The following is an 18,815-nucleotide window of genomic DNA, read 5'->3' as shown; positions in this document are numbered from 1 at the left end:
CACATGTTTGATCTCGGCTGGACCGAACTTCTGGTCATCGGTATCGTTGCGCTGATCGTGGTGGGGCCCAAGGACCTGCCCGGCATGTTCCGCACGCTGGGCCGGTTTACCGCCAAGGCCCGCAACATGGCGCGCGAGTTTCAGCGCGCGATGGACGATGCCGCCGACGAGGCCGGCATCAACGAAGCGACCAAGAGCCTGAAAGACATCGCCAACCCGCGCAAGATGGGGCTGGACGCGATCAAGGACGCCGCCGACAAGTTCGAGAAATGGGAGCCGAAAGTGCCCTCGGCCACCGCAAAAGGCCCCGCGACCGCGGCACTGAGCGAAGAGCGCGCCGAGGCGGCGGCGAAGATCAAGCAGGCCGCCGCCGAGAAGGCCAGCGCCCGGATCGCCGCCGAAGAAGCCGCGAAAACCGCCGAAGCCGCCCCGGCGCCCAAACCTGCCGCCAAACCCGCCGCAAAGAAATCCGCGGCCCGCAAGGCTCCCGCCAAGAAAACGCCCGCCAAAAAGGCCGTGAGCAAGAAACCGGCGGCGAAAACCGCCGCCAAACCCCGCGCCAGCCGCAAGGCCGCCGCGAAGAGTGACGACGCATGAGCAACGCCGACGAGATCGAGGATTCCAGCGCTCCGCTGATCGAGCATCTGGCAGAGCTGCGCACGCGGCTGATCCGCGCCGCGCTGGCCTTCATCATCGGCATGGTGATCTGCTTTTCGGTGGGCCGGTATATCCTGGATTTCCTGCTGATCCCGATCGAAGACACGATGCGGGATCTCGGCAACCCCAACCCTGTGATGCAATACACCGCACCGCAGGAGTATTTCTTCACGCTGATCCGGATTTCGATGGTCGGCGGTCTGGCCCTGTCGTTCCCGGTGATCGGCTATCAGCTTTGGCGCTTTGTGGCGCCGGGCCTTTACAAGGCTGAAAAGAATGCCTTTCTGCCGTTCCTGATCGCCTCGCCGCTGCTGTTCCTGTTGGGCGCCGCCTTTGCCCAGTTCGTGGTCGTGCCGCTGGCGATGGCGTTTTTCCTTGGTTTCGCCGATCTGCCCTCGATGGTGGCCGCTTACGTGGCCGGCACCGAAGGGGCGGAGGTTGCGGCGGGCACGGACCGGGGCATCGACATCGTGTTCAACGGCAAGGTCAACGAAACCCTCGATATCACGCTGAAAATGATCGTCGCCTTCGGGGTGTGCTTTCAGCTTCCGGTGTTGCTGACGTTGATGGGCAAGGCCGGGCTGACCTCTGCCGCCGGGCTGCGTTCCGTGCGGAAATATGCCGTGGTGGGCATTCTGACCGTCGCCGCGCTGGTCACGCCGCCCGATGTCACCACGCAGGCGATTTTGTTCGTGGTGGTCTACGGTCTCTACGAGATCTCGATTTTTCTTGTCGCCTGGGTAGAGCGCAAGCGCGAGGCCGATCTGCGTGCCCAGGGGCTGTGGTTCGAGGACGACGAAGATGAAGAGCCGGAGGCCGCAGAGGATGCCGCCGATGCGTTCGATCCCGAAGCCGCCGCCGATGATCCGCTGCTCAAAGAGTTCGAAGAAGAAGATGACGAAGACGGCGAGGACAACAAACCCGCATGAGTGACGGCGACACCCTGACCCGGATCGCAGCGGCGCTGGAGCGGATCAGCCCGCCCGCCGCCGCAGCACCCGATTTCGCCACCGCCGATGCGTTCGTCTGGCATGTTTCGCCGGATCGCCTTGCGCCGGTCGGGTCGGTCAACCGGGTCGAGCTGGGGCTGCTTCTGGGCATCAACCGCGCCCGCGACACGCTGCTGGAAAACACGCTTCGCTTCGCGCGCGGCCTGCCGGCCAACAACGCCTTGCTCTGGGGCGCGCGGGGGATGGGGAAATCCTCGCTCGTCAAAGCCGTCCATGCCGAGGTTCTGCGCCAGGGGCATGCGCTGAAGATCGTCGAGGTGCAGCGCGAAGACCTGCCGTCGATCGGGCGGCTGCTGACCCTGCTGCGCGGTGCCGACGCGCGTTTCCTGCTGTTTTGCGACGACCTGTCGTTTTCCCACGACGATCAGCACTACAAATCTCTGAAAGCGGTTCTGGATGGCGGGATCGAGGGGCGGCCCGACAATGTGGTGTTCTATGCCACCTCCAACCGCCGCCACCTGATGCCCCGCGACATGATCGAGAACGAGCGTGGCAGCGCCATCAACCCGTCCGAGGCGGTGGAAGAGAAGGTTTCGCTTTCCGATCGTTTCGGGCTGTGGCTGGGCTTTCACCCCTGCGATCAGGACGAGTATCTGGCGATGATCCGCGGCTATTGCGATGCGCATGGGCTGCAGATCGACGATGCCACCCTGCGCGCCGAGGCCATCGAATGGCAGGCCACCCGCGGCAGCCGTTCGGGCCGGGTGGCGTGGCAGTATTTCACGGATCTGGCCGGGCGGCGCGGCATAACGCTCTGACCGCCGCCGCCGGGCTTTGGATCAGTTGAGATAGCTCATCGGATCGACGCTTTCGAAGCCTTCGCGCACCTCGAAATGCAGAAACGCCGGATCGCTGGCGCGAACGGTGGCCACTTGCTGGCCGCGCGTCACCGTATCGCCCTTGGCGACGCTGATATCGGCGATGTTGGCATAGACAGTCAACAGGTTGTCGGAATGGCGCAGCACAAGGATCGGCACCTGATCGGTGTCGCGGGTGATGGCGGCCACGGTTCCGGCTTCGGCTGCCTTGATCGCGGAGCCGGCGGGGGCGGAAATGTCGATACCGTCGTTCTTCTTCTTCTCGTAGCCACGGAAGATCTGGCCCTCCACCGGGAAGGCGAGGCGGGCGGTGACGGTCTTTTCCTCTTCCAGATCGGGCGAGGGCGGCGGCGTGACGGGGGCCGCGGCGGGGGCGGTCTGCTCATCGGGCAGCGGGCGTGCGGCGGTGGGCGGCACCGGAATGCGCGAAATCGCCCCCGGCGGGGTTGTCGTTTCGGGGGGGGCCGGGGCGGCGGCCGTGGTGACGACGGGGATCAGCAGATACTGCCCTTCGCGCACCGAAAGATCGGGGGCGAGCCCGTTCCAGTCGGCCAGAGACCGCACCGACACGTTGTAGAGCCGGGCGATGGAATAGGCGGTTTCGCCACGCTCCACCCGGTGGCGGATCGGTTCGGCCTGGGTGGCGGTGGCCGGGGTGGTGGTCGTGGCGGGCGTGATCGCCCCGTCGGCGCGTTCGATGGCGCCCCCGGCCAGCGTGGTGATGTCGATCGTATCGTCCGGCGCGGTTTCGCGGGCACTGGCGGGCAGGGCCAGAAGCTCGCCTTCGCGCAGCGCGACATCCTGCGGCAGCCCGTTGAACGTGGCCAGTTCGCCGGCCGGCAGCCCGACACGGGCGGCCACATCGGCCACGCTGTCGCCGCGCCGCGCCACGGCCACCTGATAGTTGGGGTAGGAGATCACGCCGCGCGCATCCGGCGCGGGCCGGGGGGCCGTCTGCTGGCGCACCGCGTCAGAGGTGTTGGCATCGTTGCTGCGCAGGTCCAGGTCGAAGTCCTGGCAGGCGGCAAGCGCCAGAACGGAACAGCCCAGGGTCAGGGCGCGCAGGCGGGGGCGTCGGCGGGCTGTCATGGCTCACTCCTCAATCGCGGGCCCCGTGTTGGTCCGGGCACTCCGCTGTGGTCCGTCATTCCTGTCCGAGCCCTTCGACCAGCGGCACGAACCGCACCGGCCGAAGCTCGTCATACTCAAAACCATGGGGCGTGCGCGTCACCCTGATCAGGCTTTGCACCGTATCCGACTGCCCCACGGGCAACACCATGATACCCCCCTCGCGCAGCTGCGCCAATAGGGGGCCGGGCGTATCTTCGGCCGCGGCGGTCACCAGAATCCGGTCGAACGGCGCCTGTTCGGGCAACCCGTGCGACCCGTCGCCCAGGATCGCGGTGACATTGGTCAGATCCAGCCGGTCGAAATGGCGCTGCGCCTCTTTCACCAGCCGGCGGTGCCGCTCCACCGTATAGACCCGCCGCGCCAGCTTGCTGAGGATCGCGGCCTGATAGCCGGAGCCGGTGCCCACCTCGAGCACCTTGTCACGCGGCCGCACGTTCAGCGCCTGGGTCATCAGCCCGACCACCGAAGGCTGGCTGATGGTCTGACCACAGGCGATGGGCAGCGGCATATCCTCATAGGCGCGATCGGCGAACAGGCCGCCGCGCACGAACTCGCCCCGGTCGATTTCCTCCATCGCCGTCAGAACACGCTTGTCCGTCACGCCCTTGGACCGGAGCGCGTAGAGAAACTGCATCTTCTGTTCGGCGGTTCCGCTCATTCCAGCTGGTCTTTCAGCCAGGCGATCGTGTCATGCGCCGTCAGATCCGCGCGCATCGGCGTGACCGAGATATACCCCTCGAGGCAATCGCTGACATCGGTGCCCGGCGTCGTCGGGTGGTGTTGCGGGCCGCCCTTGATCCACAGAAACTTGCGGCCCGAGGGTGACATATGCGGCTCCACCCCGAAAAAGCAATCCTGGCGATAGCCCTGCGGGCTGACGCGCAGCCCCATCACCTTGTCGCCGGTGATGGGCGGAAAGTTGACGTTGTAGAAGATGCGGTAATCCTCGCCATCCCACAGCCCGTTGTTCAGCAGGTTGCGCACCGTGGCGGCGCCATGCGCGGCGGCGGCATCGAACTGGAAATTCTCGCGATAATTCTGCGGGCCCATGTATTGCGACAGGGCGATGGCGGGCAGCCCCTGCAGCGCCGCCTCCATCGCGCCGCCGATCGTGCCGGAGTAAAGCGCATTCTCGCCCGCGTTGTTGCCCCGGTTCACACCTGAAAGCACCAGGTCGGGCCTTGCGTCGGGCATCACATCGTAAAGCCCGGCCAGCACGCAATCGGCCGGAGAGCCTTCGGCGGCGAACCGGCGCGGGCCAAGCTCGGCGATCATCATCGGATGGGTATAGGAAATCTTGTGCGCCACGCCCGATTGCTCGAAGGCGGGCGCCACTGTCCAGACCTCGCCGCCGGGGCCGGCAATCTCCTGGGCGATGGCCTCGAGCACTTTCAGGCCGGGCGCGTTGATACCGTCGTCATTTGTGATGAGAATGCGCATGGATGCCTGCCGCTGTTGCCGTTGCATCCTCAATAGTAGAGGCGGGGCAGGGCGGCAAGCGGCGGCGGCCCGATTCGGCGGCCCTGTGCCCCGTCGCGGGATTGGCGGTGAGCTTCGGGCTATCCGCCTGCCTGTTCCAGTTCCATCACGGCGGCCAGCAGGCGCGCGGCCTGATCGGCGGGCCGGGCCAGTACGGTGCGATCCTCGCCCGGATAGAACCGGGCGCGGGTGGCGGTGGCCATGGGCGCGGGCGTAAAGCTGATCACGCGCGGCCTAGCGGTCTTGGCGGTTTCGGCGGCCCAGCTTGCGAACAGCGCCCGTTGCGCCGATTTCGCGGCGGCATAGGCGGCAAGAAACTTGCCCGCATTCGGATCGTCCACATGCACCGCCGTTCCGGCCCCCGAGGCCTGCAGCAGCGGCGAGATGAAGGGGATCAGGATACCCGGCGCGGTGATGCCGGTGGCCACGACCTTTGCCCAGTCCTTTTCGTCCAGATGGTCGGCCGGCGTCATCGGCGGCACGTGGATGGCGGTATGCACCCACAGATCAAGCCGCCCCCAGCGATCATGGATCGACCGGCACAGATGGCGCATCGCATCGGTTTCGGTCACGTCCATCGGCGCCAGCGTGGCATGGCCGCCGCGCGCCTTGATGCGGTCGTCCAGTTCTTCCAGCGCGCCCACGGTGCGGGCCACGGCGATGACATGCCAGCCCTCGGCGGCCAGTTCTTCGGCCACGGCGGCGCCAAGCCCGCGCGAGGCGCCGGTGATCAGGGCAATCTTTTCGCTCATTCCGCCGCCTTCAGCTCGAACCCGTTCGCGATCATGTCGCTCGGCGCCACCGGGTATTCGCCCGAGAAGCAGGCATCGCAATATTGCGGCGCCTCGGAGTTGCGGCCCTTTGCTTCGCCCACGGCGCGGTACAGCCCGTCGAGCGAGATGAACTTCAGGCTGTCCACCTCCAGATAGGCGCGCATCTCTTCCTCGGACATGTTCGCGGCCAGAAGCTTGCTGCGCTCGGGCGTATCGACGCCGTAAAAGCAGGGCCACGCGGTGGGGGGCGAGGCGATGCGGAAATGCACCTCGGCCGCACCGGCATCCAGGATCATCTGCTTGATCTTGCGGCTGGTGGTGCCGCGCACCACCGAGTCGTCAACCAGGATCACCCGCTTGCCCCTGATCAGCGCGCGGTTGACATTGAGCTTCAGCCGCACGCCCATGTTGCGGATCTGCTCTGTCGGTTCGATGAAGGTCCGGCCCATATACTGGTTGCGGATGATCCCCATCGCATAGGGGATGCCGCTTTGCTGGCTGAACCCGATGGCGGCCGGCGTGCCGCTATCGGGTACCGGACAGACAAGATCAGCGTCGACAGGGGCTTCCTTGGCCAGTTCCACGCCGATCGCATGGCGCGTTTCATAGACCGAACGCCCGCCAAGAATGCTGTCGGGGCGCGAGAAATACACATGTTCGAAGATGCAGAACCGCGGCTTTGTGCGCTCGAAGGGCTGAAAGCTCTCCACGCCCTTGTCCGCGGAAATCACCACCATCTCACCAGGGGCGATCTCGCGGATGAACTCGGCCCCGAGGATATCGAGCGCGCAAGTCTCCGACGACAGAACCCAGCCGTCGCCGAGCCTGCCCAGAACCAGCGGGCGCACGCCCAGCGGATCGCGCACGCCGATCAGCTTGGTACGGGTCATCGCAACGATGGAAAACGCGCCCTCGACCCGGCGCAGCGCATCCTTCATCCGTTCGGGGATGTTGCGCTGCAGCGAGCGGGCCATCAGGTGGATGATACATTCACTGTCCGACGAAGACTGGAAGATCGAACCGCGCTCGATCAGCTCCTTGCGCAGGGCGTTGGCGTTGGTGATGTTGCCGTTGTGGGCAATCGCCGCGCCGCCCATGGAAAACTCGCCGAAAAAAGGCTGAACGTCGCGAATCTGCGTCTGCCCCTTCGATCCGGCGGTGGAATAGCGCACATGGCCGATGGCAAGCGGCCCGGGCAGGGTGTCCATCAGGCTGGCCTTGGTGAAATTGTCGCGCACATATCCGAAACGACGGGCGGAGTTGAAGCCGACCTCGGGGTCGTGAGACACGATGCCGCCGGCCTCCTGCCCGCGATGCTGAAGCGCATGCAGGCCGAGGGCCACGAAATTCGCCGCATCGGTCAGGCCGATCGCGCCGAACACGCCGCATTCCTCTTTCAGTTTATCGTCGTCGAACGGGTGGCTTGGGGGCATCTCGCGCATTTCAGCGGGGCTCCGAATCCGATAGGGACAAGTTGTTCTTTCCTTAGTGCCTCTGGCGGGCGGTGTCACGAAAGGATCACACTTTGTGAAACACGCCGGCGGTGTGATGCGGTTTTGATCGAAAGACAACCCGTCATGGTGGGGTCAGGGTCGTTTTGGCGCAGGGCCTGCACGGGGGGTGGCGCTATTCGGGCAAGCCGCACGTTCCCACCAGCGCGTCATAGCGGTTCGTCAGCCAGCCCAGGGCATCTTCCGGGTCGCGCTCTTCGATCTTGTCGGTCAGCTTGGCGAACACGCTGGCCGAACGGCTGTCATCGACCATCGGCAAAGGCTCTGACGTGACAACGGTGTTATAGGCGAAGAACGCCACGGCCACCAGAACGATGCCGCGCAGCACGCCGAACAGAAACCCGAGCCCCTGATCCACGCCACCAAGGGCGGAGCGTTGCACGACCGAGGAAAACAGGGGCGCGAAGATCGACACCACCACAAGCGCCACCGCGAAGACGGCGGCGAAGGCGGCGATGATCGAAATTTCGCAACTGTCGGCGATGAACTCGCCCAGCACCGGCACCTGCTTGATCAGCGGTTCGACCGCGGGCGCGAAGACAAAGGCCAGAAACGCGGCGGCCACCCAGCCCAGGATCGCCATCGCCTCGCGCATCAACCCGCGCGAATAGGCCAGGATCGCCGACAGCACGACGACCACGGCCACGACCGCATCAATAATGGTGAAACCTTCCATGCCTCGCTCCTTCGGGGGATTAGCCGGCCCCGAACATATCTCCAACAAATTCCGCCAGATCCGCCATCTCGCGCAGCTTCAACCCGGCGTTCCCCCCCGGCTTTCCGCGCGCAGGAGCGATCGCCTGTGTGAAACCAAGTTTTCGCGCTTCTTTCAACCTGTTTTCGGTCTGGCCCACGGGGCGCAGGGCGCCCGACAGGCTGATTTCGCCGAAAATCACCGTATCGGCGGGCAGGGCCACATCCTCGCGCGCGCTCAGCAACGCGGCGGCGACGGCCAGATCGGCGGCAGGTTCGGTAACCCGCATCCCGCCGGCCACGTTCAGAAACACGTCGAGCCCGGTAAAGGGAATGCCACAGCGCGCCTCGAGCACCGCAAGCGTGGTCGACAGCCGCCCGGCGTCCAGCCCCACCACGGTGCGACGCGGGGTGCCCAGCGGCGATGGCGCGACCAGCGCCTGAATCTCGGTCAGCACCGGGCGGGTGCCCTCGATCCCGGAAAAGACCGCCGAGCCGGGCACCGGCTTGTTGCGATCCGACAGGAACAGGGCCGAAGGGTTCGCGACCTCGGCCAGCCCGGCGCCCGTCATTTCGAACACGCCGATCTCATCGGCGGGGCCGAAACGGTTCTTGACCGCGCGCAGGATGCGGAACTGATGGCCCCGCTCGCCCTCGAAATAAAGCACGGTGTCGACCATATGCTCGACAACGCGGGGGCCCGCGATCTGCCCGTCCTTGGTGACATGCCCCACCAGAATGACGGCGGTGCCGGTGCGTTTGGCGAAGGTCACCAGCTCATGGGCGCAGGCCCGGACCTGAGAGACCGAGCCGGGGGCGCTCTCCACATTGTCTGCCCACATGGTCTGGATCGAGTCGATGATCGCGAGCGCCGGGCGCTCCGCGTCGAGCGTGGTCAGAATGTCGCGCAGGTTGGTTTCGGTCGCCAGTTTGAGCGGCGCATCAGCCAGCCCCAGACGCTGCGCGCGCATCCGGATCTGCGCGCCGGCCTCTTCGCCCGACACGTAGATGCAGGGTAGGCCGGCCCGCGCAAAGCTGGCCGCGGCCTGCAGCAACAGTGTGGATTTGCCGATACCCGGATCGCCGCCCACCAGAATGGCCGAGGCGGGAACAAGCCCGCCGCCGAGCACCCGGTCAAGCTCCGACAGGCCCGATCCGGTGCGCGGCGGCGGCGGCTCGCGCGACGACAGATCCGTCAGCGCGATCGCCTTGCCCCGCGCGCCCCCCAGCGATTTCGCGGCCGGGCCGGCGGAGAGCGGCGCCTCTTCGACAATGGAATTCCACGCGCCGCACGCATCGCAACGCCCGGCCCATTTCTTGTGAACCGCGCCGCAGGACGTACAGGTGAAGGAGGTTACAGGTTTTGCCATCCGCGCCTTTCTGCCCGACTGCCGCGCCCGGATCAAGCGGCAGACGGGGGCGCCGCCCCCGCGCCCCGGATCGGATCCGGGGCTTCCCCCGGGATATTTCGCCCAAAGCAATTGAAACGGAGAGCGCCCTGCCTCAGGCAAGAGACAGGGCGCCTTGCTTTGGGCGGTCATCGGCGTCCCCGCCTGTACCGCGGCCCCCTTCTCGCACCAAATCCTTTTGCTTTGGTTAAAATATCCCCGCCGGAGGCAAACCCGCGTCAGCGGGTTTTGTTGTCACCGCGCCCGAAACCGGCGCTCCGTCAGGATCGACAGGGCAAGTGAGGTCAGAATGCAGAAGCTCAGCAGGTAGAGACCCCAGGCGATTTCGATCTTGCCCACGCCCACGCCCTTGGCGATGACGATGTAAAGCGCGATCAGAAACACATCCGCCATCGCCAGCTTGCCCAGCAGTTGAACCGGCGCCAGAAGGCGGGGTGGGGCCAGGCCGAACTGGATCAGCGCCAGCCCCAGGGTTTTCAGGTAGGGGGCCAGCAAGGCGAAGAGCGCTACGACGAGGGCCAGGAAGACATCCGTGCGCCACAGGCTCTGCAGGCCCGACATCACCGAGATGTCGCTCATCCCGAAAAGCGGCAGCAGGCCGGCGCGCAGGAGCGGGGCGAACCAGGCGACCGGGAAAAGGAGGAGAAGGGCGAGATTGGCCAGCCGGAGCCGCGCCATCAGCGCACCGCCTCGATCGGCCCCTCTGCGCGGCCGTGGATGAACTGGTCCAGATAGGGATCACCCGAATTGTCCAGCCGGCTGACCGGCCCGGACCATTTGATCACCCCGTCATGCAGCATCGCCACGTCATCGGCGATGGCGCGGACCGAGCTCATGTCATGGGTGATGGTCATCGCCGTGGCGCCCATTTCCACCACGATCTCGCGGATCAGTTCGTTGATGACGCCGGCCATGATCGGGTCCAGGCCGGTGGTGGGCTCGTCGAAAAAGATGATATCGGGATCGGCGGCGATGGCACGGGCCAGGCCCACGCGTTTCTGCATGCCGCCCGACAGCTCGGCCGGGAAGAGATCAGCGACAGAGGATTTCAGCCCGACGCGGCGCAGCTTTTCGATCGCGATCGCGCGCGCCTCGTCCTTGGGGCGCTTCTGCGACCCGCGCAGCAGGCGGAAGGCCACGTTCTGCCAGACACTCAGCGAGTCGAACAGCGCGCCGCCCTGAAACAGCATTCCGAAGCTGGCGAGGAATGCGTCGCGGTCGGCCTTGGTCACATCCTGCCCGTTCACCAAGATCTCGCCCGCGTCGGGCTTCACCAGCCCGAGCACACATTTCAGCGTCACCGATTTGCCGGTGCCCGAGCCGCCGATGATGACCATGCTCTTGCCCTTGGGGACGGTCAGATCCACCCCGCGCAGCACCTTGTTGGCGCCGAAGGCCTTATGTATTCCGCGAAGCTCGATCATCCGGTGAAAAACAGTTCTGTCAGAATGTAATTGGAGGCCAGGATGAAGACCGAGGCCATGACGACCGCCGTTTTCGTGGCCCGGCCCACGCCCTGCGCGCCGCGGTTGGAATGCATGCCGTAGTAGCAGCCCACCAGCGCGATCAGGCATCCGAACACCGCGCCCTTGATCATGCCCGAGGTGACATCCCAGGTTTCGAGGAAATCCACCGTATTCTTGAGATAGGCCGCGCGGTTGAAGCCCAGCCGCTCGGTTCCTACCAGATACCCGCCGAAAATCCCGATGATATCGCCCAGGCCGACCAGGACCGGCATGGTGATCGTGGCTGCCAGCACCCGCGGGGCGGTCAGGTATCGCATCGGGTTGGTTGACAGGGTCACCAGCGCGTCGAGCTGTTCGGTCACCTTCATCGTGCCGATCTCGGCGGCGATGGACGAGGTGACGCGCGCCGCCACCATCAGCCCGCCCAGCACCGGGCCAAGCTCGCGCGTCATGCCGATGGCGACAATCGAGGGGACAACGGATTCGGCCTGAAACCGGCTGCCGCCGGCATAGACCTGAATGGCCAGCGCCGCGCCGGTGAACACCGCCGTCATGCCCACCACCGGCAGGCTGAAATACCCGATGGTCAGCAGCGCATGGCCGAATTCGCGGAAGTAGAAGGGAGGCGAAAACATCGCCGCCAATGCGCGCAGGAAGAACAGCGTGGCCCGGCCGATCTCGGCCAACAGCCGCAGCGTGGACCGGCCGATCCCGGCAACAGTGTCAATCAGCATCAGCCCGCACCCCCTGTGTACAGTCGTTTGTAGCGCCCGCCCAGCGAGGTCAGGATCTCATATCCGACCGTGCCGGCCGCATCGGCCAGGTCATCCACCGATTGGTCCGGTCCCAGGATATCAAGCGCCTTTGGCGCCGCGGTCAGGTGCGAAATATCCACCGTGATCAGATCCATCGACACGCGCCCCACGATCGCGCAGGGCACGCCGTCGAAAAACAGGTGGCCGGTGTTGCCCATGGCGCGGATCAGCCCGTCGGCATAGCCGCCCGAAACGGTGGCGATCACCCCCGGCTCTTCCGCGACCCAGGCGCTGCCGTAGCCCACGCTCTCGCCCTGTTCCACTTCGCGCGTCTGGATCACCGGAAGCGAAAGATGCGCCACCGGCGTGGCGTCTTCGAAGGGCAGCCCGCCGTAAAGGCCGATGCCGGGGCGGGTCAGATCGAAGTGATAGTCTTCGCCCAGCAGAATGCCGCCCGTCGCGGAGAGCGAGCGGGGCACGTCGATGCCGTCGGTCATGGCATGGAACATCTCCAGCTGCTGGCGGTTCTGCGCGTGGTCGGGCGTGTCGGCGCAGGCTAGGTGGCTCATCACAAGCTTCGGCCCGGCGGTCAGCGCAACTTCGGCCACGGCGGCCCATTCGCCGGGCTCCATGCCCAGGCGGTTCATGCCTGTGTCGAGCTGAATGCCGAAGGAGGTGCCGGCCAGCGCCTCGAAATGCCGGGTCAGCTGATCCACCGAATTCAGCATCGGGATCAGATCCAGATCACCCAGCATGTCGGCATCGCCGGGCATGTGGCCGCCGAACACGTAGATCTCGGGGGCGCGCCCCAGAACCTCGCGCAGGGCGGCGCCTTCCTCGGCCACGGCCACGAAAAACCGCCGCGCCCCGGCCCGGGCCAGCGCCCGTGCCACCTGCGCGGCACCCAGGCCATAGCCATCGGCCTTGACCACCGCACCGGTTTCAACGCCACTGCCGGACGCCTTGTCCAGCGCCTGCCAGTTGCGCACCAGCGCGTCGAGATCGATCGTCAGAGAACCAGTAGCCATGGGCGAGGTTTCGACCGGCACGCGGGCAAGGTCAAGCGGAAACCGGCGCGGCGCCGCGGGCGGGGCTCACTGGAACCCGTCGCCGCCGCCGGCGCCTTGCTGCCAGGGTTTAACGAGATTGCCGAAACGGGTGAAGCGCCCCTCGAAGCTCAGCTCGACGGTGCCGATCGGGCCATGCCGCTGCTTGCCGATGATGACCTCCGCCTTGCCATGCAGCGCCTCCATCTCCTCCTGCCACTTGGCCATGCCTTCCAGATTGTCATCACCCGGTTTTTCGCGCTCTTTGTAATATTCACCGCGATAGACGAACATCACCACATCGGCGTCCTGCTCGATCGAGCCGGATTCGCGAAGATCCGAGAGCTGCGGCCGCTTGTCCTCGCGGCTTTCGACCTGACGCGAAAGCTGCGACAGGGCGATCACCGGGATATCCAGCTCCTTGGCGATGGCCTTCAGGCCCTGGGTGATTTCCGACACCTCGTTCACCCGGCTGTCCTTGGCGGTGGCCGGGCGCACAAGCTGCAGATAGTCGACGATCAGCACATCCAGCCCGTGGGTCCGCTTCAGCCGCCGCGCACGGGCGGCCAGCTGGCTGATCGGCAGGGCGGGGGTGTCGTCAATGTACAGCGGGCAGGCCTCCAGCTGCTTGGCGGCATCCACGAAACGGCGGAACTCGGCCTCCGTCATGTCGCCGCGGCGAATCTGCTCGCTGGGCACTTCGGAGGCTTCGGAAAGAATACGCGCGGCCAGCTGCTCGGCGCTCATCTCCAGCGAATAAAACCCCACGACCCCGCCTTCGACCGCGCCCTCGGTGCCATCGGTCAGCGTGCCCTTCTTGTAGGCCTTGGCGATGTTGAACGCGATATTGGTCGCCAGCGAGGTCTTGCCCATCGACGGGCGCCCGGCCAGGATCAGAAGGTCGGACCGATGCAGCCCGCCCAGCTTGCGGTCCATGTCGACCAGCCCGGTGGACACCCCGGCCAGGCCGCCCTCGCGCTGAAAGGCGGCATTGGCCACGTTCACCGCATCGGTGACGGCCTTCAGAAACGACTGAAACCCGGTTTCCGCCTGCCCCTGCTCGCCCAGCTTGTAGAGCGCCTGCTCGGCCTCGACGATCTGGGTCTTGGGCTCGCTGTCCACGGCCACTTTCGCGGCCTTGCCCGAAATATCCTGACCCAGCCGGATCAACTCGCGCCGGATGGCGAAATCATAGATCATCTGCGCATAGTCACGCGCCGCGAAAGACGAAATCGCCGCCCCGGCAAGACGCGCCAGATAGGCCGGCCCGCCCAGCTCCTTCAGCCCTTCGTCATCTTCCAGAAAGGATTTCAGCGTGACCGGAGAGGCCAGCGCGTTCTTCTGAATCCGCGCCGCGGCAATCTCGTAGATCCGGGCATGCACCGGCTCGTAGAAATGCGCCGGCTGAAGAATGGACGCGATCCTGTCATACACATCGTTGTTTGTCAGAATCGCGCCCAGGAGCTGCTGCTCAGCCTCTGTGTTATGCGGCAATGTGCCGCTGCTCTCACTGCCCGAGTCTTCCTGCCGGATCGCTGCGATCTCGTTCATCTCTTGTCCCTGTCGCCCGTGAAGAGGGGGTATAGGCTCAGCCAACATCTGCAATCAATCTGGATATCCTGTGGATATCCTGTGGGGAAAAGGCGTAGCTTTCACCCGGGCTCATATTGAGGCCGACAAAGCCTCCGCGTCAACATATAGTGGCGACCGCACGCGGGAACCCGCCGGTCGCCTCTGCCATTTACGCTTCGCAAACGGGATCAGCCCTGTTTGCGCGCATCCTGCCAGGCGCGCGGCCCGTTCAGAAACGACTCAACCTCGCCCAGAGTCGCGCCGTCGAACGCCCCGGACGCACGCGCCTCTTTCAGCACATCCCACCAGGTGCACAGGGAATGCAACGCGACCCCGTGATCGGCCAGCCGCTGCTCGGTCTCCGGGAAGATCCCGTAGTGGAAGATCACCGCCGTATGGGCGCAGCTCGCCCCGGTCTCGCGGATCGCATCGACAAAGCCGAGCTTCGAGCCGCCGTCGGTAGTCAGATCCTCGACCAGCAGCACCCGCTCGCCTTCCCGCATGACCCCTTCGATCCGCGCGTTGCGGCCATAGCCCTTGGGCTTCTTGCGCACATAAGTCATCGGCAGCGCCAGCCGCTCGGCCACCATGGCGCCAAACGGAATGCCCGCGGTTTCGCCGCCGGCGACATTGTCGAACGCCTCGAACCCGGCCTCGCGCATTATCGTTACCGCCATGAAATCCATCAACGCCGACCGGATCCGCGGATAGGAGATCAGCTTGCGGCAGTCGATATACGTGGGGGAAGGCAGCCCCGAGGCCAGCGTGAAGGGTTCATCCGCATTGAAATGCACCGCCTGTATCTCCAGCAGCATCCGGGCGGTCAGTCGGGCTATCTCTGTTTTTTCGGGAAAGGAGGAGGGGATCATGTCATCACCGTCTTGTTCGTCATCTTTCCGGAAATATCCCCGCCGGAGGCAAGAAAACCTCTGGCGCGCCCGAAAGATTCCATGCCTCCGGCGGGGATATTTGGGGAAAGATGAAGCTGGGTTTTCATCAGGAGGACACGCGCCAGTGCAGCGGGAAGCCCGGGTCGAAGAGTGTCACGGGCCCCGCGCCGGTGTCGATCTTGGCGGGATAGGTCACCGGCGCGCCCTTTGTCAGGGTGAGCGTGGCGTCGTTCGGCGGCAGCCCGTAGAAGGCGGGGCCGTGCAGCGAGGTGAAGCCTTCGAGCCTGTCCAGCGCGTTCTGGACGTCGAACACCTCTGCCAGGCAGGACAGGGTGTTGCTGGCCGAGAAGACGCCGGCGCAGCCGCAGGCGCTTTCTTTGGCCGGATCGGCATGGGGGGCGCTGTCCGTGCCCAGGAAGAACCGCGCGTCGCCCGAGGTGGCGGCCCGCACCAGCGCGACGCGGTGGGCTTCGCGTTTGGCGACCGGCAGGCAGTAGTAGTGCGGCTTGATCCCGCCGACCAGGATGTGATTGCGGTTGATGATCAGGTGGTGCGTGGTGATCGTCGCGCCCAGGTTTCCGTTGGCGGATTGCACATAGTCCACCCCGTCGGCGGTGGTGATATGTTCCATCACCACTTTCAGCCCCGGTGTGGCACGGCGGAGCGGGTCGAGGACGCGGTCGATGAACACGGCTTCGCGGTCGAAGATATCCACCGTGGGGTTCGTCACCTCGCCATGCACGCAGAGCGGCAGGCCGATCTGCGCCATTTTCTCGAGCACGGGGCGAATCCTGTCGAAATCCGTAACCCCCGAGGCGGAGTTGGTGGTGGCCCCCGCCGGGTAGAGCTTGACCGCCGTGATCAGGCCGCTGGCATGGGCGGCGGCGACATCCGCCGGGTCGGTGTCTTCGGTCAGGTAGAGCGTCATCAGCGGGGTGAAATCCGCGCCCTCGGGCAGGGCCGTCAGAATCCGCTCGCGATAGGCGGCGGCCTGTGCGCCGGTTACCACCGGTGGCACCAGATTTGGCATGATGATGGCGCGGCCGAAATGGCGGGCGGTTTCGGGCAGCACGCCCTGCAGCATCGCGCCGTCGCGCAGGTGCAGGTGCCAGTCATCGGGGCGGCGGAGTGTCAGCGTCTGTGTCATGGCCCCGGCGTTACACAATTGGCGGCGTGCTTTCCAGTGGCATTCGGGTGGGGCGGCCGGGAATGCCCCCGTGCGGATGCCCGGGAATTCAGCGTTTGCGATGAAAGAAGGGGCGGCGAGGGCGAAAATCGGGCATTGCTGCAGTGCGGCGAAGTGCTATGCTGGGCGTGACGCGTAAAGTGGATATGAAGAGGCCATGTTGGACGGCGCGGACCCAGTTACAGTCATGCAGCGCACACGCGGGCGGGCGGCCGTCACGCTTGCGGCGGCGCCGGGTGGGGCGCGTCTGACGCATCTGCATCAGTCCGGTTCGGCCAAGGCGATGCTTCCGCGCATCCACACGCCCCGGCCCGAGGTTGTTTTTCTGAACACGGCGGGGGGGCTGACCGGCGGCGACCGGATGAGTTTCGCGCTGACGCTGGCCCCCGGCGCCAGCGCCACGGCGACCACCCAGACGGCCGAGCGGGCCTATGCCTCGTCGGGCGGGGTGGCGGAGCTGGCCATCGATATGCGGGTGGGCGCGGGCGGCGCGCTGGACTGGCTGCCGCAGGAGACGATTCTGTTCGAGGGCTCGGCCCTGTCGCGCCGAACCGTGATCGCGCTGGAGGGTGACGCGCGGCTGCTGATGCTGGAAACCGTGGTTCTGGGCCGGATCGCGATGGGCGAGACCCTGACATCGGCCTATCTGCATGACAGCCGCAGCGTGACGCGCGATGGCCGGCCCGTGTTGATGGAGCCGCTGCGCCTGACCGCCGAAACCCTGCGCCGTGGCGGCGCGTCGGCGGGTCTTCGCGGGGCGCGGGCGATCGCGACGCTTGCACTTGTGGCGCCGGGGGCGGAAGATGCTCTGGGGCCGTTGCGCGCGGCCTTTCCCGGCGACGGGGTGGAGGCTGCGGCATCGGCCTGGAACGGAAAATGCGTGGCGCGGTTCATGGGCTCGGATGCGGCCCTGTTGCGCCGGGCGCTGGTGCGGGCGATCACGACACTCAGGGGCGGCCCGCTGCCCCGGGTCTGGCAGATATGAGGAGACGGCATGAACCTGACGCCGCGTGAGAAAGACAAGCTTCTGGTCAGCCTGGCGGCAATGGTCGCGCGCGGACGGCTGGCGCGGGGGGTGAAGCTGAACCACCCCGAGGCGATTGCGCTGATCACCGATTACGTGGTCGAGGGCGCGCGCGACGGCCGCGCCGTGTCGGAGCTGATGGAGGATGGCGCCCATGTGGTGGCTGCCGCCCAGTGCATGCCGGGCATTCCCGAAATGATTCACGAGGTGCAGGTCGAGGCGACATTCCCCGACGGCACCAAACTTGTCACCGTTCACCACCCGATCCGCTGAGGAGACGCCGATGAAGACATTCTTTCTGACTGCAGCCACCCTTTTTGCCGCAACCCCTTTGCTGGCCCACGACGGGATGCATCTGCACCCGCATGGCATTGATGCGGCGACGCTGATCCTCGGGGCCTCGCTGGTCGCGGGGGGCGTGGTGGCCGTGGTGATCCGGGCGCGCAAATGATCCCCGGTGAGATTTTCACGAAATCAGGGGATATCACCCTGAACGAAGGCAGGGAGGCCATAAGGCTCACCGTTTCCAATACCGGCGACAGGCCGGTTCAGGTGGGCAGTCACTATCATTTCGCCGAAACCAACAGCGCGTTGGAGTTCGACCGGGACGCGGCGCGTGGCATGCGGCTTGATATCGCCGCCGGCACCGCCGTTCGGTTCGAACCCGGCCAGACCCGCGACGTGGCGCTTGTGCCGCTGGCCGGGGCGCGGCGCGTGTTCGGCTTCAACCAAAAGGTCATGGGCGATCTGGACGCCTGACCGGAAAGGAAATTGATTATGGTTTGTGTTGCTCCTGCAGGATTTACCAACCCGTATACCGAGATTTTGAAGTTCTGGGCCAAGGGCGTGGAGATGCAGATGGCCGCCGTGAGTTCGTGGTGCGATTTTGCGTTCCGCCTGAACCCGCTGTTGTCCGCCTATTCGGTGGATGAACTGGCGGCGCCCCATGCAGCGCCAGAACCGGCACCGGCTGCAACGATCGCACCGGCGCCCGCACCCGCCGCAGATGTCGCTCCTGCGCCCGCGTCGGCCGCGAAGGTCGCGCCGGAGCCGGAGGCGCCGACGCCCGCGCCGAAAAAGCCTGCCGCGCGGCGCAAGCCTGCCGCGAAGCCGGCGGCCGCGGCAACGGTGGAAACGCCCGGACCCGCCGCCGAAGCGCCCGAAACGCCGGAGACGAAACCGGCCCCCACGCCCAGAAAGCCCACGTCGCAGGCCGCCGGGACGGCCGAAGCGGTAACAACCAAGGCGGTCGAAGCACCGGAACCGCCCAAGCCGGCCAAGAAGGCCGCGCCGCGCCGCGCGACCGCGTCGGCCGCCGCTGATCCCGACAAGCCCGCCCCGCGCCGCCGCCGCAAGGCGCCCTCCAAACCCAGCCAGCCTTTTGAGGAATAGGCC

The 18,815-nt window shown here is 65.9% G+C and carries 22 protein-coding genes; 8 read left to right on the top strand and 14 right to left on the bottom strand.

Features of this window, described 5'->3' with window-relative positions; genetic code table 11:
* The first annotated feature begins 3 nt into the window (after positions 1 to 3).
* Genes tatB through GGR17_RS00745 form a run of 3 tightly spaced genes read left to right on the top strand, consistent with a single transcriptional unit; the run spans position 4 to position 2,425 of the window.
* Complete coding sequence (tatB, locus tag GGR17_RS00755; protein WP_054538489.1) at positions 4 to 597, top strand: Sec-independent protein translocase protein TatB; 594 nt, start codon at positions 4 to 6, stop codon at positions 595 to 597.
* Positions 594 to 1,586, top strand: coding sequence for a twin-arginine translocase subunit TatC (gene tatC / locus GGR17_RS00750; RefSeq protein ID WP_054538490.1), 993 nt, complete (start codon positions 594 to 596; stop codon positions 1,584 to 1,586). The genes tatB and tatC overlap by 4 nt, the downstream gene beginning before the upstream one ends.
* Positions 1,583 to 2,425: an ATP-binding protein gene (locus GGR17_RS00745; RefSeq protein WP_054538491.1), complete on the top strand. Its 843-nt coding sequence runs from the start codon at positions 1,583 to 1,585 to the stop codon at positions 2,423 to 2,425. Before tatC ends, GGR17_RS00745 begins: the two co-directional genes overlap by 4 nt.
* Before the next feature lie 21 nt (positions 2,426 to 2,446).
* Here the strand turns inward: GGR17_RS00745 and GGR17_RS00740 are convergent, their stop codons facing one another.
* From GGR17_RS00740 to pyrC, 14 genes are all read right to left on the bottom strand, one after another.
* Positions 2,447 to 3,574 (bottom strand): peptidoglycan DD-metalloendopeptidase family protein, encoded by a 1,128-nt coding sequence (locus GGR17_RS00740; protein WP_157445527.1) that lies wholly within the window; start codon positions 3,572 to 3,574, stop codon positions 2,447 to 2,449.
* Positions 3,575 to 3,629: 55 nt separating this feature from the next.
* Positions 3,630 to 4,274, bottom strand: a complete 645-nt coding sequence (locus tag GGR17_RS00735; RefSeq protein ID WP_037208824.1) for a protein-L-isoaspartate(D-aspartate) O-methyltransferase — start codon at positions 4,272 to 4,274, stop codon at positions 3,630 to 3,632.
* The gene (gene surE / locus GGR17_RS00730) at positions 4,271 to 5,056 is read right to left on the bottom strand and encodes a 5'/3'-nucleotidase SurE (RefSeq protein WP_037208827.1); all 786 of its coding nucleotides are present in this window, start codon (positions 5,054 to 5,056) and stop codon (positions 4,271 to 4,273) included. The genes GGR17_RS00735 and surE overlap by 4 nt, the downstream gene beginning before the upstream one ends.
* Before the next feature lie 119 nt (positions 5,057 to 5,175).
* Positions 5,176 to 5,847: an SDR family NAD(P)-dependent oxidoreductase gene (locus GGR17_RS00725; protein WP_054538492.1), complete on the bottom strand. Its 672-nt coding sequence runs from the start codon at positions 5,845 to 5,847 to the stop codon at positions 5,176 to 5,178.
* Entirely contained in the window at positions 5,844 to 7,301 is a 1,458-nt protein-coding gene (gene purF / locus GGR17_RS00720) for an amidophosphoribosyltransferase (RefSeq protein ID WP_054540352.1), read from the bottom strand. The genes GGR17_RS00725 and purF overlap by 4 nt, the downstream gene beginning before the upstream one ends.
* 193 nt (positions 7,302 to 7,494) lie before the next feature.
* On the bottom strand, positions 7,495 to 8,055 hold the full coding sequence (locus tag GGR17_RS00715) for a CvpA family protein (protein WP_037208834.1): 561 nt from the start codon (positions 8,053 to 8,055) through the stop codon (positions 7,495 to 7,497).
* A 19-nt stretch (positions 8,056 to 8,074) separates the two neighbouring features.
* Positions 8,075 to 9,442 carry a DNA repair protein RadA gene (gene radA / locus GGR17_RS00710; RefSeq protein ID WP_054538493.1) on the bottom strand — a complete coding sequence of 456 codons (1,368 nt, stop codon included), beginning with the start codon at positions 9,440 to 9,442 and terminating at the stop codon, positions 8,075 to 8,077.
* Positions 9,443 to 9,715: 273 nt separating this feature from the next.
* A complete protein-coding gene (locus GGR17_RS00705; RefSeq protein WP_054538494.1) occupies positions 9,716 to 10,159 on the bottom strand; it encodes a paraquat-inducible protein A in 444 nt (147 codons plus the stop codon).
* On the bottom strand, positions 10,159 to 10,905 hold the full coding sequence (locus GGR17_RS00700) for an ABC transporter ATP-binding protein (protein ID WP_054538495.1): 747 nt from the start codon (positions 10,903 to 10,905) through the stop codon (positions 10,159 to 10,161). The genes GGR17_RS00705 and GGR17_RS00700 overlap by 1 nt, the downstream gene beginning before the upstream one ends.
* Positions 10,902 to 11,681, bottom strand: coding sequence for an MlaE family ABC transporter permease (locus GGR17_RS00695; RefSeq protein ID WP_157445528.1), 780 nt, complete (start codon positions 11,679 to 11,681; stop codon positions 10,902 to 10,904). Before GGR17_RS00695 ends, GGR17_RS00700 begins: the two co-directional genes overlap by 4 nt.
* The gene (alr, locus tag GGR17_RS00690; RefSeq protein ID WP_054538496.1) at positions 11,681 to 12,730 is read right to left on the bottom strand and encodes an alanine racemase; all 1,050 of its coding nucleotides are present in this window, start codon (positions 12,728 to 12,730) and stop codon (positions 11,681 to 11,683) included. The genes GGR17_RS00695 and alr overlap by 1 nt, the downstream gene beginning before the upstream one ends.
* Positions 12,731 to 12,796: 66 nt before the next feature.
* Positions 12,797 to 14,299 carry a replicative DNA helicase gene (locus GGR17_RS00685; RefSeq protein WP_037208844.1) on the bottom strand — a complete coding sequence of 501 codons (1,503 nt, stop codon included), beginning with the start codon at positions 14,297 to 14,299 and terminating at the stop codon, positions 12,797 to 12,799.
* A gap of 209 nt (positions 14,300 to 14,508) precedes the next feature.
* Complete coding sequence (locus GGR17_RS00680; RefSeq protein WP_054538497.1) at positions 14,509 to 15,189, bottom strand: orotate phosphoribosyltransferase; 681 nt, start codon at positions 15,187 to 15,189, stop codon at positions 14,509 to 14,511.
* A gap of 127 nt (positions 15,190 to 15,316) precedes the next feature.
* Positions 15,317 to 16,357 (bottom strand): dihydroorotase, encoded by a 1,041-nt coding sequence (gene pyrC / locus GGR17_RS00675; RefSeq protein WP_054538498.1) that lies wholly within the window; start codon positions 16,355 to 16,357, stop codon positions 15,317 to 15,319.
* A gap of 199 nt (positions 16,358 to 16,556) precedes the next feature.
* On the opposite strand from pyrC, the gene GGR17_RS00670 reads away from it, so the two are divergent.
* The 5 genes from GGR17_RS00670 to GGR17_RS00650 all read left to right on the top strand — a co-directional run bounded on the left by GGR17_RS00670 (position 16,557) and on the right by GGR17_RS00650 (position 18,812).
* On the top strand, positions 16,557 to 17,381 hold the full coding sequence (locus GGR17_RS00670) for an urease accessory protein UreD (RefSeq protein WP_173585977.1): 825 nt from the start codon (positions 16,557 to 16,559) through the stop codon (positions 17,379 to 17,381).
* Positions 17,382 to 17,390: 9 nt separating this feature from the next.
* Positions 17,391 to 17,693 carry an urease subunit gamma gene (locus GGR17_RS00665; RefSeq protein ID WP_037208850.1) on the top strand — a complete coding sequence of 101 codons (303 nt, stop codon included), beginning with the start codon at positions 17,391 to 17,393 and terminating at the stop codon, positions 17,691 to 17,693.
* A 10-nt stretch (positions 17,694 to 17,703) separates the two neighbouring features.
* Positions 17,704 to 17,871 carry a peptidase M23 gene (locus tag GGR17_RS00660; protein ID WP_157445529.1) on the top strand — a complete coding sequence of 56 codons (168 nt, stop codon included), beginning with the start codon at positions 17,704 to 17,706 and terminating at the stop codon, positions 17,869 to 17,871.
* Complete coding sequence (locus GGR17_RS00655) at positions 17,868 to 18,179, top strand: urease subunit beta (RefSeq protein WP_037208852.1); 312 nt, start codon at positions 17,868 to 17,870, stop codon at positions 18,177 to 18,179. The genes GGR17_RS00660 and GGR17_RS00655 overlap by 4 nt, the downstream gene beginning before the upstream one ends.
* A gap of 93 nt (positions 18,180 to 18,272) precedes the next feature.
* Positions 18,273 to 18,812, top strand: a complete 540-nt coding sequence (locus GGR17_RS00650; RefSeq protein WP_157445530.1) for a hypothetical protein — start codon at positions 18,273 to 18,275, stop codon at positions 18,810 to 18,812.
* The last annotated feature ends 3 nt before the right edge of the window (positions 18,813 to 18,815 follow it).

The organism is Actibacterium naphthalenivorans (genome assembly GCF_014196965.1).
Taxonomy (GTDB): domain Bacteria; phylum Pseudomonadota; class Alphaproteobacteria; order Rhodobacterales; family Rhodobacteraceae; genus Actibacterium_A; species Actibacterium_A naphthalenivorans.
This window is presented reverse-complemented; position numbering and strand designations above follow the sequence as displayed.